This window comes from Variovorax sp. 10L426, from assembly GCF_056395305.1.
In genome coordinates, this window is record NZ_JBFTJF010000005.1 from 39976 (window position 1) to 55486 (window position 15511).

The 15511-nt window shown below is 65.8% G+C and carries 15 protein-coding genes; 11 read left to right on the forward strand and 4 right to left on the reverse strand.

Features of this window, described 5'->3' with window-relative positions; translation table 11 throughout:
* Positions 1-5: 5 nt before the first annotated feature.
* Together AC1DHL_RS08695 and AC1DHL_RS08700 are read right to left on the reverse strand one after the other, a co-directional pair.
* Complete coding sequence (locus AC1DHL_RS08695) at positions 6-401, reverse strand: c-type cytochrome (protein ID WP_478104031.1); 396 nt, start codon at positions 399-401, stop codon at positions 6-8.
* Positions 402-490: 89 nt separating this feature from the next.
* Positions 491-2317: a methanol/ethanol family PQQ-dependent dehydrogenase gene (locus AC1DHL_RS08700; RefSeq protein WP_478161738.1), complete on the reverse strand. Its 1827-nt coding sequence runs from the start codon at positions 2315-2317 to the stop codon at positions 491-493.
* A 478-nt stretch (positions 2318-2795) separates the two neighbouring features.
* On the opposite strand from AC1DHL_RS08700, the gene AC1DHL_RS08705 reads away from it, so the two are divergent.
* From AC1DHL_RS08705 to AC1DHL_RS08755, 11 genes are read left to right on the forward strand one after another with little or no spacing between them, the layout of a single operon-like run.
* The gene (locus tag AC1DHL_RS08705) at positions 2796-3509 is read left to right on the forward strand and encodes an ABC transporter ATP-binding protein (protein WP_478104089.1); all 714 of its coding nucleotides are present in this window, start codon (positions 2796-2798) and stop codon (positions 3507-3509) included.
* Positions 3510-3542: 33 nt separating this feature from the next.
* Positions 3543-4532, forward strand: coding sequence for a PQQ-dependent catabolism-associated beta-propeller protein (locus AC1DHL_RS08710; protein ID WP_478161739.1), 990 nt, complete (start codon positions 3543-3545; stop codon positions 4530-4532).
* Positions 4529-5719: an ABC transporter substrate-binding protein gene (locus AC1DHL_RS08715; protein ID WP_478104035.1), complete on the forward strand. Its 1191-nt coding sequence runs from the start codon at positions 4529-4531 to the stop codon at positions 5717-5719. The genes AC1DHL_RS08710 and AC1DHL_RS08715 overlap by 4 nt, the downstream gene beginning before the upstream one ends.
* The gene (locus AC1DHL_RS08720; RefSeq protein ID WP_478161933.1) at positions 5716-6582 is read left to right on the forward strand and encodes an ABC transporter permease; all 867 of its coding nucleotides are present in this window, start codon (positions 5716-5718) and stop codon (positions 6580-6582) included. Before AC1DHL_RS08715 ends, AC1DHL_RS08720 begins: the two co-directional genes overlap by 4 nt.
* A complete protein-coding gene (locus AC1DHL_RS08725; RefSeq protein ID WP_478161740.1) occupies positions 6579-7574 on the forward strand; it encodes a tripartite tricarboxylate transporter substrate binding protein in 996 nt (331 codons plus the stop codon). Before AC1DHL_RS08720 ends, AC1DHL_RS08725 begins: the two co-directional genes overlap by 4 nt.
* 22 nt (positions 7575-7596) lie before the next feature.
* Positions 7597-8619, forward strand: a complete 1023-nt coding sequence (locus AC1DHL_RS08730; protein WP_478161741.1) for an AAA family ATPase — start codon at positions 7597-7599, stop codon at positions 8617-8619.
* Between the two features lie 18 nt (positions 8620-8637).
* The gene (locus AC1DHL_RS08735) at positions 8638-9492 is read left to right on the forward strand and encodes a DUF58 domain-containing protein (protein ID WP_478161742.1); all 855 of its coding nucleotides are present in this window, start codon (positions 8638-8640) and stop codon (positions 9490-9492) included.
* 29 nt (positions 9493-9521) lie between these two features.
* Positions 9522-10475: a hypothetical protein gene (locus AC1DHL_RS08740; RefSeq protein WP_478161743.1), complete on the forward strand. Its 954-nt coding sequence runs from the start codon at positions 9522-9524 to the stop codon at positions 10473-10475.
* Entirely contained in the window at positions 10472-11509 is a 1038-nt protein-coding gene (locus AC1DHL_RS08745) for a vWA domain-containing protein (protein ID WP_478161744.1), read from the forward strand. The genes AC1DHL_RS08740 and AC1DHL_RS08745 overlap by 4 nt, the downstream gene beginning before the upstream one ends.
* Positions 11506-12045, forward strand: coding sequence for an MxaK protein (locus tag AC1DHL_RS08750; RefSeq protein WP_478104043.1), 540 nt, complete (start codon positions 11506-11508; stop codon positions 12043-12045). Before AC1DHL_RS08745 ends, AC1DHL_RS08750 begins: the two co-directional genes overlap by 4 nt.
* Positions 12042-13037, forward strand: coding sequence for a vWA domain-containing protein (locus tag AC1DHL_RS08755; RefSeq protein WP_478104044.1), 996 nt, complete (start codon positions 12042-12044; stop codon positions 13035-13037). Before AC1DHL_RS08750 ends, AC1DHL_RS08755 begins: the two co-directional genes overlap by 4 nt.
* On the opposite strand, the gene AC1DHL_RS08760 is transcribed toward AC1DHL_RS08755, so the two are convergent.
* Both AC1DHL_RS08760 and AC1DHL_RS08765 read right to left on the reverse strand, forming a co-directional pair.
* Positions 12992-14941 carry a S9 family peptidase gene (locus AC1DHL_RS08760; protein WP_478161745.1) on the reverse strand — a complete coding sequence of 650 codons (1950 nt, stop codon included), beginning with the start codon at positions 14939-14941 and terminating at the stop codon, positions 12992-12994. The genes AC1DHL_RS08755 and AC1DHL_RS08760 overlap by 46 nt on opposite strands.
* Positions 14942-14949: 8 nt before the next feature.
* Positions 14950-15453: an Lrp/AsnC family transcriptional regulator gene (locus AC1DHL_RS08765; protein WP_478161746.1), complete on the reverse strand. Its 504-nt coding sequence runs from the start codon at positions 15451-15453 to the stop codon at positions 14950-14952.
* Positions 15454-15511 lie beyond the last annotated feature (58 nt).

Below are 15511 nucleotides of genomic sequence, written 5' to 3' on the forward strand. Positions count from 1 at the left end.
GTGGGTCATTTGATCTCTTCGACTTTCGCGCGCGTGATCGCGCCGTCGGACCTTCCCTTGAGATAGGCGTAGAGCTGATTGATGTTCTGCATGACCACCGGGCTGTTGCCGAAGCTCTGCATTCCCTTGTCCAACCGGCCGTTGGTCACGGTCTTGATGAAGTCTTCCTTCGACAGCGTCTTCAGGCTGACCACGAGCGACGGCCCGACCAGTCCTTCCTGGTTGGCGCCGTGGCAGCGGTCGCAAGCGGCCGCTCGCCAAGCCCGGAAGCCTTTCATCGTCTCGGCGTCCACCTTGTAGCCATCGACCACCTTGTACAGAGGCGGTTTGTCGTCTGAGTGAGCAGCGCCCGCCAAGATCAGCAGTGCGCCGGCGATAAGCAAGGCCTTCCTTGAACTCATATTGCGAGATCCTTGTTTTCGTCGGATTGAAGAGATGGCAACCCTTCGGCTGCCATCTCCGGATCTGGCCCCAAAGAGGGCCTTGCGCTTCAGTTGCCGCCTGGCAGCGCGAACACGGTCAGGGAACCGCCGAGTTCGGTGTACTGGTTGAGTTCCCTGTAGCCACCCACGGCGCCCAGGCCATCCTGGTCCTTCTCGAGCCCCGCGGCCATGCCGATGCCGGCCCAGCCACCGATGCCGGAGAACACGCCGATGTACTGCTTGCCCTTGTGCTCGTAGGTGAACACGTTGCCGATGATGCCGGAGGGCGTCTTGAACTTGAACAGTTCCTTGTTGATGTTCTTCTTGTCGACGCACTTCATGTAGCCCTCGAGCGTGCCGTAGCAGGAGAGGCCGCCCGCCGTGTTGAGCGCGCCGCTCCAGACCGAGAACTTCTCGGGATGGCTCTGCACGATCTTGCCGGTACCGGCGTTCCAGGTGATGTAGTTGCCCATGCCGCCATGGCTGCCCGGGGCCGGGTACATGGAGAGCGTGGCGCCGACGTATGGCTGGCCCGCCGTGTATTCGACCTTGAACGGCTCATAGTCCATGCAGACGTGATTGGTCGGCACGTAGAAGAGCTTGGTTTCCGGGTCGAAGGAAGCCGGCTGCTGGTCCTTGGAACCCAGTGCTGCCGGGCAGATGCCCTTGCTGTTGACGTCCGGCCCGTTCTGCGCCGTGGAGTACCTGGACACCACTTGAGGACGGCCGGTCTTCATGTCGACCTTCGTGGCCCAGTTCACTTGCGGGTCGTACTTTTCGGCCACGAGCAATTCGCCGGTCACACGGTTCAGCGTGTAGCCGAAGCCGTTGCGGTCGAAGTGCACGAGCGCCTTGGTGGGTTTGCCCTTGACGTCGATGTCGGCCAGGATCATCTCGTTGATGCCGTCGAAGTCCCATTCGTCGAACGGTGTCATCTGGTAGGCCCACTTGGCCATGCCGGTGTCGACGTCACGCGCGAAGATGGTCATGGACCACTTGTTGTCGCCGGGGCGTTGCGAGGGGTTCCAGGTCGACGGGTTGCCGGTGCCGTAGTAGAGCGTGTTGAGCGCCTTGTCGTAGCTGTACCAACCCCAGGTGGTGCCGCCGCCGAGCTTCCACTGATCGCCTTGCCAGGTCTTCAGCGAAGAGTCCTTGCCGACGGGCGCCATCTTGCCGTCGGTCCAGGTCATGGTCTTGTCCGGGTCCATGAGCATTTCGGCGTCCGGGCCCGTGCTGTAGGCCTTCCAGACCTGCTTGCCGGTGTTGATGTCGTAGGCCGCCAGGAAGCCCCGCACGCCCCACTCGCCGCCGCTGATGCCGGTGATGACCTTGTCCTTGAAGACGTGCGGCGCGTTGGTGTTGACGGCGCCCAGCTTCGGATCCCCGTTCTTCACGGTCCAGACGACCTTGCCGGTCTTGGCATCGAGCGCGACGAGATTGCTGTCGGCCTGCTGGAGGAAGACCTTGCCCTCGGCATATGCGACGCCGCGGTTGACCGTGTCGCAGCACATCTGCGGGATCACCGCCGGGTCCTGCTTGGGTTCGTACTTCCACACGATCTTCTGCGTATCGAGATCGATCGCGAAGACCTTGTTGGGGAAGGGCGAGTGCAGGAACATCATGTTGTCGATGACCAGCGGCGAACCTTCATGCCCGCGCAGCACGCCGGTGGAGAAGGTCCACGCGACCTGCATCTTGCCGACATTGCCGGTGTTGATCTGCTTGAGCGTGCTGTAGCGATGGTTGTACATGTCCCCAGCCTGCATCGCCCAGTTCTTCGAGTTGGCGATGTTTTTCTCGACATCGGCATTCGCAAATGCCAAGGCTGGCAATGCGAGTAGCGCCACCGCCAAATAGCGCCAAGGGCGCCCGTGGAAATGCCCGGAAATTCGCATCGAAGTCTCCTTGTTCTGTTTCACCAGAGCCCCCCCGAACGGAACCTCCGACAGGGCGCCTGCCGCACAACGCAATGAAGTCGGCGACGGCACTAAATGCAAGATGCGCGCCCGCTCGAACACGCCTGATTCGCCGGTCCGGCGGGGGTGCCTCCGCGGTTGGCTCGGCCCCTCCGAGCGAGCCATTTCGTTAAGGGGAAACCCTATCGATGGCATGCATTGAAGAAGCGAGTTCCGAAGTTGACACTGCGTGTTTGCAATGGCGTCTCGCTCCCGCTGTCGGAGCGGCGAGAACCGAAGTATTCCGCCAGGCCCGCTGCGCCGAAATTGTGGCAACCACTTTCGACACAGAGTGTTTCACCGCCAGACGACGCATTCCCCACCCATGTCCTTTGCAGGGCGCAACCCGCTTGCGCCGATGGGCGCGCGTATTGCATGCTCGAAGTTATTCATGCCACAGACGCTCCCATCGACGACCATGCTCCGGACCACCGGCCTGACCAAGCGCTACGGGGCGCGGGCGGCATTGAAGGGTCTTTCGCTGACCATGTCGTCAGGTCAGTTCGTGGCCTTGCTCGGGCCCAATGGCGCAGGCAAGTCGACGCTGTTCCAGGTGCTCACCGGGCTGTTTGCAGCCGACGAAGGCGAGGTCGAAGTAGCCGGTCACTCGCTGCGCCGATCCGCGACCGCGGCATTGCGCCACATCGGCGTGGTGTTTCAGCAGATATCGCTCGATCTGGATCTGAGCATCCGCCGGAACCTGCTGTTCCAGGCCGACCTGCACGGCCTGCCGCGGCGGCTGGCGGCATCCCGCATCGAGGCGGGCTGTGCCCAACTCGGCATCGACGCGGACCTCGATCGCAAGGTGCGCGAACTGTCCGGCGGCAATCGGCGCAAGGTGGAACTTGTGCGTGCATTGCTGCATCGACCCTCCGTGCTGCTGATGGATGAAGCCACGGTGGGCCTGGACCCGAAGTCACGCCAGGACCTGATGCGTGCGCTCCATGCGAACGTGCAGGAGCGCGGAGTCTGCGTCCTGTGGGCAACGCACCGGGTGGAGGAGGCCGAAGGTGCCGACCGCGTGCTGGTGTTGCACAAGGGCGAGCTGCTGGCCGACGGCACGCCGGCCGAGGTGACGCAAGCGCTTGGAGAGCCGACGCTTGAAGCGGGGTTCATCGCGCGCACGAGTTGATCGCCATCGATTCACATCAGGAGAGACGTCGACATGAATGAAGTTGCCCAGGTCTGGAAGCGTGTGGCCCGTTCGGTCGTGGCGCTGTCGTGCGTGTGCCTCGGCACGGCCGCGCTGGCACAAGGCACCGCCTATGTGTCGAGCGAGAAGGACCAGGCCATCACGCTGATCGACCTGGCGACCCTCAGCGTCAAGGGCACCATCCCGACCTGCAATCGGGGGCGGCACATCCAGCTCACCGCGGATCACCTGATCATGGTCGCCTGCAGCGATTCGAACGTTGCCGACGTGATCGACCCGGCAACCGGCAAGTCGGTGCGCCGCATTCCGCTGGGCGACGAGCCCGAGGCCTTCGACGTATCGCCGGACGGCAAGACCATCTATTCATCCAACGAGGACGAAGGGGCGGTCAGCTTCATCGATGCCTTGAGCGGCAAGGTGCTCAAGACGATCAAGGTCGGCAAGGAGCCCGAAGGCGTGAAGGTTAGCGCGGACGGCAAGACGCTGTATGTGACCTCCGAAGTCGCAAGCCTCGTGCACGTGATCGACGTCGCCAGCGGCACCATCGTCAAGAACGTGAAAGTCGGCAAGCGGCCACGTCGCATGGCCTTCACCCCCGACGGCAAGGAACTGTGGGTCACCAACGAACTCGACGCGAGCGTCAGCATCATCGATACGGCCACACGCAATGTGATCGGCAACGTGAAGTTCGAAGTCAAGGGCGCGCGCAGCGAAGACATCACGCCGGTAGGCATCCAGATTTCGCGCGACGGCAAACGCGCCTTCGTGGCGCTGGGCCGTGCCAACCACGTCGCGTTCGTCGACGTGCCGCAGCGCAAGGTCACGAACCTCGTACTGGTCGGCAAGCGCGCATGGAACGTCACGCTCGACAAGGCCGAAGCCCGGCTGTACGTGGTGAACGGCTTGAGTGATGACGTGACCGTCGTCGATGTCGCCGCGGCCAAGCCGATCAAGAGCATCCCCGTCGGCCGCGTGCCTTATGGGCTGGTGGTGGTCGAATGAAGTGGATCGCCTGCTCTGTCGGCCTTTCGTCGCTGCTGGGGCTGCTGCTGGCGGCGCCGGCGTCGATCGGACAAACGAAGGGCGCCATCACCCCGTTGAAGGCGACGCTGATCTCGCCGAACCCTGACACGCGGCTCGAACGGTCGCGCGTCGAGCGCCACTTTCTGGGCCACCCTGACGGCCCCGCGAGTGACGGCTTGCAGGTCGCGTTGGACGAAGGCCAGTTCGAACTGGAGGCCGTCGATGCGGCGGTCACGCTGGCGAAGCAGTCCGCCGACTCGCGGGAGGCCGCACGCGCCGCAGCGCAAGCGGCCGAAAAATCGGGCGCCGCCGTGATCGTGACGGATCTTCCCGCCGATTGGACGCTGGCCGTGGTCGATGCCGTGAAGCTGCCGGTGATCAACGTCGGCGATGCCGAAGATCGTCTGCGCGAGCAGGACTGCAGGGCGCGCCTGTTCCACATTCTTCCGAGCGAGCGCATGCGGGCCGACGCGCTGGCGCAAACGCTCGTGTCGCGCAAATGGAGCAAGGTGTTGCTGCTCGTCGGCCCGAGCGCGCAGGACCAGGTGCGCGCCGCCGCGGCGCAGGCTTCGATCAAGCGCTACGGCTTGCAGGTGGTTGCGACCAAGCCTTTCAAGCTCTCGGGCGACCCGCGCGAGCGCGACCTGGCCAATCCGCTGCTGCTGACGGCCGGCACCACTTACGACGCCGTCTGGGTGGTCGACAGCGACGGCGAATTCGCACGCGGCCTGCCGTACCGGATCGTGTTGCCTCGCCCGGTGGTGGGTGATGCGGGGCTGGTGGCGTTGGCCTGGCATGCGCAGTTCGAGCGCTACGGCGCGCCGCAGGTGTCGCGCCGTTTTGCCAAGGCGGTTGGCCGGCCCATGACTGACAGCGACTGGTCGGCGTGGATGGCGGGCAAGGCGCTGGTCGCGGCCGCCATCGCGGCGCCGAAGGGGCCCGCCGCAGCCTGGGCGCAGGCGCTCGCCAAGACGCCGATCGATGGCTCCAAAGGCACGAACCTGACCTTCCGTCCGTGGGATGGGCAGTTGCGCCAGACCGTGCTTCTCACCGACGGCCAGGGCGTGATTTCGCAGGCGCCGGTCGAAGGCCTGCTGCATCCGACCAACGTGCTGGACACACTGGGCGCGGACGCCCCGGAGAAGCGATGCAAGACGACGCCATGATTCCCGTCGAATCCGGCGAGGCGGAACTCGCGGCGCACCGCGGGGTCGCGCATGCGCTGCAGGCCATGCAGGCGATCGTCATGCGCGAACTGCTCAAGTTCTCGCAGCAGACCGGCCGGCTGGTGTCGGCGCTGGTGCGCCCGCTGCTGTGGCTGGCGGTGTTCGCCGCGGGTTTTCGCAACGTGTTCGGCGTCGCGATCGTCGAGCCGTACGACACCTATATCCCCTATGACGTCTACATCGTGCCGGGCCTGGTGGGCATGGTGCTGTTGTTCAACGGGATGCAGTCGTCCCTCGCGATGGTCTACGACCGTGAGATGGGCCTGATGCGGCTGCTGCTCACCGCACCGTTGCCGCGCGCATGGCTGCTGTTCTGCAAGCTCTGCGCGACGGCGCTGCTGTCGGTGTTGCAGGCGCTTGCCTTCGTGATCGTCGCCTTGCTGATCGGCACCGATCTGCCGATCTTCTCGCTGGGCGGTCTGAATGCCTTGGTCGCACTGGTCTGCGGGGCGCTGATGCTGGGCGCGCTCGGCCTGCTGCTGTCGGTGCACATCAAGCAGCTCGAGAACTTCGCCGGCACGATGAACTTCGTGATCTTCCCGATGTACTTCATGTCGACCGCGCTCTACCCGCTGTGGAAGCTGCAGGAGTCGGGCGCCGAGTGGGTCTATCAGCTCGCGCGCTTCAACCCGTTCACGCACGCCGTCGAATGGATCCGGTTTGCGCTGTACGGCAAGGACCCGGGCGCGGCACCCTGGATCGTGCTGGGTTGCCTGACGGTGTTCTTCGTGTTCGCCTGCTGGGGCTACGACCCGCAGCGCGGTTTCGGCGGATTGACGAAGCGCGGCGGAGGACCGCCATGAACACCGCCATGAACACCGGCCGCCGCCGCTGGCTGCGCAGTGCGGCCGCGTTCGCGTTGGCTGCGGGGCCCATGGTGCACGCGCTGGCCGCCGACACCTTTCCGTCCCGGCCGATCACGATGTGGGTGCCGTGGGCGGCTGGCGGCGCGACCGATCTGTCGTTGCGCCTCCTGGCCGAACTCGCTGGGCAGGCGCTCGGCCAACCCGTGGTGGTCGCCAACCGGGCCGGTGCCGGCGGCACGATGGCGATGCCGATCCTGTTCCAGGCCGAACCCAACGGCTACACCATTGCGCAGATGCCGCAGCCGGTCTTTCGCATGCCCTTCATGCAGCAGGTGATCTGGGATCCGGTGCGCGACGTCACGCCCATCATCCAGATTTCGGGCGTGACTTTCGGGGTGCTGGTGCGCGCTTCCAGCCCGATGCGCTCGCTCGAGCAACTGTTCGACTTCGCGCGCAAGCGGCCCGGTGAGTTGAGCATCGCCACCAACGGCATCGGCACGACGCCGCACCTCGTGCTCGAAGCACTCTTCACCGATCGGGGGCTGAGCTACATCCATGTGCCCTACAAGGGCACGGCCGAGTTGACCCTGGCAGTGTCGTCGGGGCAGGTGATGGCGGGCGTCAATTCCTCGGGCTTCGCGCCGGAAGTCGATGCGGGTCGCCTGCGATTGCTCGCGACCATGGGGGCGAAGCGCTCGCCGCGCTGGCCGCAGGTGCCGACCTTGCGCGAACTGGGCTTCGACATCGTGGCGATGTCGCCCTACGGGCTGGCCGGCCCGCGCGGATTGCCGCCTGACGTGCTTGCCGTTCTGCATGACGGCTTCAAGAAGGCGCTGTTCGACCCGCGGTTCGCCGAAGACCTGGCAAGGTACGACCAGGAGATCGCCTATCTCGGGCCGGAGGACTACGCGCGGGCCTGCCGCGAAGAGTACGCCAAGGAGCGTGCGATGGCCGAGCGCTTGAAGAGCCCGCGCGGCCCGGGTGGCTGAGAACGAACGTGGAGGACCGCGAATGGACCGAGACGATGGGGTGATGAGCGACTGGCGGCAGCGGGCGCTGATGCTCGAAGCCGAGGTCGCCAAGGCGGTGATCGGCCAGGCGCGGGCGATCCGCCTCATCAATACGGCCGTCTTCGCGCGCGGCCACGTGTTGTTGCAGGGCGATGTCGGGGTCGGCAAGACGACGCTGCTGCGGGCCTTCGCGCAGGCGCTGGGCGGCGGGTTCGCGCGCATCGAAGGGACCATCGACCTGATGCCCAACGACCTGATCTACTACACCTACATCAGCGCCGAGGGCAGGCCCGCGGTCGAGCACGGGCCGTTGATCACGCACGGCGAAAGCCTCGCGATCTTCTTCTTCAACGAGATCAACCGGGCGCGCCCGCAGGTGCATTCGCTGCTGCTGCGCGTGATGGCCGAGCGCAGCGTGGCGGCCTTCAATCGCGAGTTCCGTTTTCCGCATCTCCTGGTGTTTGCCGACCGCAACCGGGTGGAGCGCGAAGAGACCTTCGAGATCTCGGCCGCGGCGCGCGACCGCTTCATGCTGGAAGTGACCGTCGATGCGCCCGCGTCCGATGCTGAAAGGCGTCAGCTGATGGGCGATCCACGCTTCCACGACACCGATCGGCTCGTCGGCGCGCTGGCCGGCGGGCTGGTCGCTTACCAGGAACTGAACCAGGTCTCCGAGTTGATTCAGCGCTGCGTGCAGGTCTCCGAGGCATTGCAGGCCTATGCGCTCGATCTGTGGCGCGCGACGGCGGCGCCCGCCGACTGCGGCGTGCGGCTGTCGGACGTGGACACGGCCCACCTGATGCTCGCGGGCGCCAGTCCGCGCGGCATGAGCCTGCTGCTGCGCGCCGCCCGCGTCGCGGCCTGGCTCGACGGGCGCGACTACGTCACGCCCAAGGACGTGCAGGCGGTCTTCGTCGAGACCATCGCGCACCGGCTTTGCTATCACCCGGTGTACGAGATGCGTCGACAGGAGATCTCGGGTCGCCTGATGAGCGGCATCCTCTCAAGCGTGGCTGCACCTTGAGTGACACGGGGCGATGAGATGACACAGCCGTCAACCTTGCAGGAACTGCATTACCGGATCGGGGCGCCGGCGCTGGGCCACTTCCCCGGGCATCACCGAAGTTCGCGCGGTGACAGCGGCTTCGAGTTTCGTGGCCATGCGGCGCTGCTCGACGCACCGGACCCGCGCCGGCTCGATCTGCACGCGAGCCTGCGCGACCCTTTCGGCAACTGGATCGTGCGGGTCTACAGCCAGCGCAAGGCGATTCCGGTGGTGATGGTGGCGGACTTGTCGGCTTCCATGAGTTTCATCGGCACACACCGCAAGCTCGATGTGCTGGCCGACTTCGTCGACAGCCTGGCCTGGTCGGCCTGGCGCACCGGCGACAGCTTCGGCTTCGTCGGTTGCGACAGTTCGGTCCGCGAGGATGTGCTGTTGCCGCCGACGCGCTCGCGCGGCATGGGTGGCGCGCTGGCCGGGACGCTTCGCACCCTGCATCTTCAAGGTCGGTCGGCGCGCGCGCTGGTGCTGGCGCATCGCTTCCTCGGACGGCAGCGTTCGCTGGTATTTCTCGTCTCGGACTTTCATCTGCCGCTGCCCGAAGTCGAAGCCGTGATGGCCTCGATGGCCCACCACGATCTGGTGCCGGTGGTGCTGTGGGACCCGCTGGAGTTCGGCCTGACGCCGCGACAGGGCCTGGCGCAGGTGACCGACCCGGAAACCGGCGTCACGAAACTGCTGTGGTGGCGTCCGGCCTTGCGCGAAAGGTGGCTGGCGGCCCACCGGCAGCGCCGCGATGCGCTGTTGCGGATCTTTCGGGTGCAGCAGCTCAAGCCGCTGTTCATCGAGGGCGCCTTCGATGCCAACGCAGTCACGCGGCACTTCCACGCGTGAACCACGCGTGAACCCCCTGTGAGCAAGGCATGACGACGATCTGGTGGATGCATCCGGCCCTGCGCGGACTTTGCGCCGCGATGCTCGGGTGGCTTGCATCGGCGGCTTGTGCAGAGGTGCTGCCGGGACAGCTGAATGCCACCTCGAGCGAGCCGCGAGCCTTCGGCTACCAGATCGGCGACACGGTGTCGCGCACTGTCACGGTCGACGCTTCGGACGGCCTGGTGCTCGACGAGTCCAGCGTGCCGCAGGCCGGTGCGCGCGGCAATGCCCTGGAGTTGCGCAGCATCGAGCGACGCAGCAGTGCCGAGCCCGGCGGGCGGCGCCACGAGCTGACGCTGGCCTACCAGGTGTTCCTTTCGCCGCCGGAGCCGCGCACCCTCGAGATGCCGGGGTTCGTCTTGCGCTTCCAGGGCCAGCCGCGGGCGCAGGAGGTCCGTGTCGAAGCCTGGCCGGTGACCGTGTCGCCGCTCGTGCCGGTGGAGGTCTCGCCCCGGCGCGGACTCGGTGAACTGCAGCCCGATGCGCCCCCGCCCCTGATCGACACCCGCTTCGCGCGCTGGCGCCTCACCGCTTACGGCGTCGTGTCGCTGTTGCTGCTGGCGTACCTTGCCCATGTGTACATCGGCTTGCCGTGGTGGACGCGCGCGCACCGGCCGTTCACGTTGGCATGGCGCGCGATGCATGGCCTCACGCCGACGAGTCCCGATCCGCAATGGCGCGAGGCGTTCAAGCAGCTTCATGAGGCCTTGAACCGGACGATGGGGGAGGTGGTCTTCGAGGAGGGCATCGGTCGCTTCGTCAAGGCCCAACCGCACTTCGCGCATCTGCGCGACGACCTCGCCACATTCTTCCGGCAGTCGCGACTCGAGTTCTTCGGCAAGCAGGCTGAGAAGGGGCAACAAGTCCCTGCGCATGCAGATCGACGCTGGCTGATCGAGTTCTGCCGGCGTTGCCGCGATGCCGAGAGGGGCTCCCCATGAGCTTCGACCATCCCTGGCTGCTATGGCTGTTGCCGCTGTCCGTACTGCCGCTGCTGGCGCGGTCGGGCGGCGTGCTCGACAACACCTGGGCGACCCTCATGCCCCGGGACCGGGCGTCCGAACTGCTGGGATGGGCGCTGCGCATCGTCGGCGTCCTCGCGCTCGCTGCGCTCGGCATCGGCATGGCCGGCCCGTACTGGCCGGAGTACGACGTCGAGCGCATCGGCAAGGGTGCCGAGATCGTGCTGGTGCTCGATCGCAGCCGCAGCATGGACCAGGGCTTTGGCGGCGCGCGCCCCCCGGGCGCGGCGGCGAAAGGCACCGGCCCGGAAGCGATCGACTACTACATGACCCAGGTCAGGACGCGCGAGTCCAAGGGCAAGGTTGCGCGGCAATTGCTGTCCGAGTTCATCGCCAAGCGCCAGGAAGACCGGTTCGGCATGATCGTCTTCAGCACCTTGCCGATCAGGGTGCTGGAGTTCACGCAGAAGAACGAAGCGATCCAGGCCGCCATCGTGGCCGGCGACGTGGGCCGCGGCCTTTCGGAGACCAACATCGGCCTCGTGATGCAATCGGCGCTGTCGTCCTTCGTCGATCGGCCCTACACCGGCTCGCGCATCGTCATGCTGGTGTCCGACGGCGGTGACCGGCTCGACCCGCCTTCCCGTGAGCGCATCGCCTATCTGGCGCGCAAGCACCGCGTCGCGATCTACTGGATCTACCTTCGCTCCGCCAACAGTCCGGGGCTGGTCCTGGAAAAAGGCGAAGCGGCGGAGAACGTCGACGCTGTGCCCGAATACGCGCTGCATCGCTTCTTCGAGTCTCTCGGAACGTCGTACCGCGCCTACGAGGCCAGCGACCCCGAAGCGCTGAAGAAGGCCATCGAGGCGGTCAATCTTCTCGAGAACCTGCCGATCACCTACCTCGACACCGTGCCCCGGCGCGACCTGTCCGGAGCGGTGTTCGCTGTTGCCTTCGGCTGCCTCCTGCTGCTGCTCGCGGCGAACCTGGCGGAGGTCCGGCGATGGGCATGAACCCGCAGCGACGCACGCGCGCAGTGCTGGGCCTGCTCGCGGTCATTGCCGTCATGGCGGCGATCGACGGCGCGTTGACGTGGCGCCAGCATCTGTGGAACGAATCGATCGTGTCGGGCCCGTTGCCGGCCGAGACCCAGGACGTCCCACCGCAAGTGCGGTTCGCGCAGGCCTTTGCGCAGGCCGAAAGCGGCGCCGACGAAGCGGCCCTGCATCTCTATCGCAGCCTCGAAGACGATTCGGCGCTCGGCCTGGCCGCGCACTACAACAGCGCCAACCTGCTGATGCGCCAGGCGGTGGTGGTGCAAGCCGGCACCGAACCCGGCAAGGCGATCGCGCTGATCGAGTTGGCCAAGGAGGGCTACCGCGACGTGTTGCGCGTCGATCCGCGGCACTGGGACGCGCGCTACAACCTGGAGCGCGCCCAGCGGCTGCTCCCCGATCCCGACGAGATGGACGCTGCGCCACCGGAAAACCGGCGCGACTCCGAACGCGCGGCCACCACGGTGCGCGGCCATTCGCCCGGCCTGCCATGACGCCCTGGCACCGCTTGCGCGCCTCGTGGCGGCACAGCACCGACCGTTGGCTGCTTTCGCTGGCGGCGCTGGCGCTGGCTGCCAGCCTGCTCGATCCGGCTGTGGTGATGGAGCGTTCGTTGTTCGATCACGTGGTCGTGCTCGACGTGACCCAGAGCATGAATGTCACGGACGCGGACATCGACGGCCGACCCGCTTCACGACTCGACGCTGCCAAGCACGCCTTGCGTCAATCGCTGCTGCGATTGCCGTGCGGCTCGAAGGTGGGCTGGGCGATCTTCACCGAATACCGTTCACTGTTGCTGCTCGCACCGATCGAGGTGTGCGCCAACCTGAGCGAGTTGCGTTCGACCCTGGCGCAGATCGACTCGCGCATGGCCTGGTCGGGCAACAGCGAGATCGCCAAGGGATTGCACAGTGCGATCGACATCGCAAGGCACTTGCCGGACAAGCCATCGCTGGTGTTCATCACCGACGGGCAGGAGGCGCCGCCGCTGAACCCGCACTACCGCCCGTCTTTCGACGACAAGCCAGGCGACGTGCAAGGGCTGATCGTGGGCGTCGGTGACCTGCTGCCGTCGCCGATCCCGAAGACCGATCCGGAGGGCCGGCCGCTCGGCTTCTGGCGCGCCGATGAAGTGGCGCAGACCGATCTGCGCAGCCAGGGGCGCGGCGCGAGCGTGCGTGGCGAGGTGCTGGTGGACGAGTCGGCGGGTTCGGCCGCGCCCATGCTTGGCGCCACGCCGGGATTGGAGCACCTGTCGTCATTGCGCGAAAGCTATCTGCGCTTGCTTGCGGGCGAGCAGGGCCTGGCGTTTGTTCGCCTGCAATCGCGCGAACGGCTGGCGGAAGCATTGATGTCGCCCGCGCTCGCCAGGCCGGCGCCTGTTCGTACCGGTGGGCGCGTCCTCCTGGCGGGACTGGCGTTCTGTCTGCTGCTGGTGCGCTATGCGGTCCCGTGGTTGCGGAAGACCAAGGTGTTGAAGAAATAGAACTCGGCGTCCAACGCCCACTGGATGTTCGAAGACTGGCGAAACCCGTGCTGCTCGCCCGCGAAGAGCACGTACTGCGCGGTGATCCCTTTCCGGCGCAGCGCCGTGACCATCAACTCGGTCTGGCTGGGCGGGACGATCTTGTCTTCGGCACCCTGAAAGAACGCGACCGGCGCCGACAGCCGGTCGGCGTTGCGAACCGGCGAACGGTCGAGATAGGCCTTGCGATCCGTGTACGGCGCGATCAGCCAATCCAGATAGCGGGATTCGAACTTGTGCGTGTCGCGGGCCAGCGCGTCCGGATCGCTGACCCCGTAGTGACTTCCGCCCGCCCTGAACATGCCGCGAACCGCGGGATCCGCGCAGGTCAGGCAAGTCAGGGTCGTGAATCCGCCGGCACTGCTGCCGGTAATGACCGTTCGCGTCGCATCGACCCATTGCCTGTCGATCAAGTACCGGGCGGCGGCGGCGCAGTCGTCGGCATCCACGATGCCCCACATCCCCTGCAAGCGTTCGCGGTAGGCGCGTCCGTAACCGGTGCTGCCGCCGTAGTCGACATCGACGACCGCGATGCCCCGGCTGGTCCAGAACTGCGTGCGCAAGTCGAGCGTGCGCGAGGCCGACGAAGTGGGTCCGCCATGGCACTTGACCAGGAGCGGCGGCAGTTTTCCGTCGGGTGCGATGTGGTCGGCGTTCATCGGAGGGTAGAACAACCCGAACGCCGTCTGTCCGCCGGGTGTCGGAAACTCGACCGGCTGAGGGATGGAGAAATGCCTGTTCGTTGCGGGGTCGTCTGCGACGGTCGTGGACTTCCGGATCGTGGTGATCTTTCCGCTGTGCGCGTCCAGCACAACGATCGAACCCGGAATGGTTGGCCCCCCAGCCTTGAAGGCCACCTTCGAGCCTTGCGCCCGCACCGACGAGAATTCGGTGAAAGGCAGGTTCACTTCCGTCAGCTTGCCGCTTGCGAGTTCAAGCAGAGCAAGCTTGCCAACTCCGCCTTCGATGTATGTGCATATCGCCTCGCTCGCCGACAGGAAGGCGTATGTCGACATCCCGAAATTCCATTGCGCCCGACCGAACTCCGCCGCCCTCGGGCAGACATTGACGGAGACGCCGTGGGCTTCCGATCGATGGATGTTCCACCAGCCTGAGCGATCGGACACGAAATGGAGCACGCCATCCGGTGCCCATTCCGGTTGGAACACGGACTCTGTCGGACCGCCTGCGATCCTGATCGGGTTCTCCACGCCAACCCCGGTGAAGTCCGCGACCCATAGTTCGGTTCCCACCCAGGGCATGTGGGGGTGGTTCCACGACAGCCAGGCCAGGCGCCGGCCATCCGGACTGAGCCGTGGCGACGCGTAGAAGTCATTTCCCTCTACCAGTACGGTCCCGGCTCCGCCTGAATGCAGGTCCAGGACCACGAGGGTGTTGGCGGCCTCCTTGCCTGGAATCCGATGATCCTCTCGGACACCGATCCAGAGATGGCGGGAGGCGTTGATCTGGCCGTCAGCGTATCGAAGTCCTGCGTCTGGTTGGCCCGGGGCAGGGGCTGGGGTCAGCGGTACAGGGCTGCCGTCGTTGCCTCCGAGTCGATACAGCCGCTGGTCCTTGAAGTTGCTGAAGTAGCTGACCCCTCCGGAAACAACGACCCCGGCACCGCCGTACTCGTGCACCCGCGTGCGCGCGGAAAAAGGCTCCGGCGTGACATCCATGGTCGTCCCGTCGGCGCTGTGTCGAACCAGCACACGGCGTCCGGCCTCTTGCGGCCGGCCTTCGACCCAGTACACATCGCTGCCGTCGAGCAGCACATCGACGAGGTCGATCATGGCCGTCGCGACGAGTTCGGACGTGATGGGGGATGTCCAGTTGCCGAAGGGCGTTGTCGTCGGGCGGGGCATGGGACACCTCAGGTGCGCGAACGACGGGTCGGCCCGAAGTCGACCGGCAGGCTTCCTTCGGTCTTCACTTCCCGCAGCACGATCGCCGAGCGCACGTGGGTGACGCCGGCCTGTTCGAACAAGGTGGTGTGCAGGAATTTCTCGTAGTGCTTGATGTCGGGCACCAGCACCGTGAGGATGTAGTCGGCCGGGCCGGTGGCCGACACGCAGCGCACGATCTCGGGGCTCACTTCCACCGCCTTCTCGAAGTCGCGCACCTTCGACTCGTTGTGTCGGTCGAGATTCACTTCCGTCACCGCTGCGATATTGAGACCCACCTTCTCGCGGTCGACCACGACGGTGTAGCCGCGGATCACGCCCGCGGTTTCCATCTCCTTGATGCGGCGCCAGCAGGGCGTGGACGACAGTCCCACCTTGTCGGCAATCTGCTGCACCGTCTGCCGCGCGTCGCGCTGCAGTTCCAGCAGGATCTGCAGCGAGTAGTTATCCAGAAGAATGGAATCGTCATTCATGGGCATTTGCGAGAACAATATTCTCTGATCTAGGGTCTATTCGACCCAATTGCAGAGA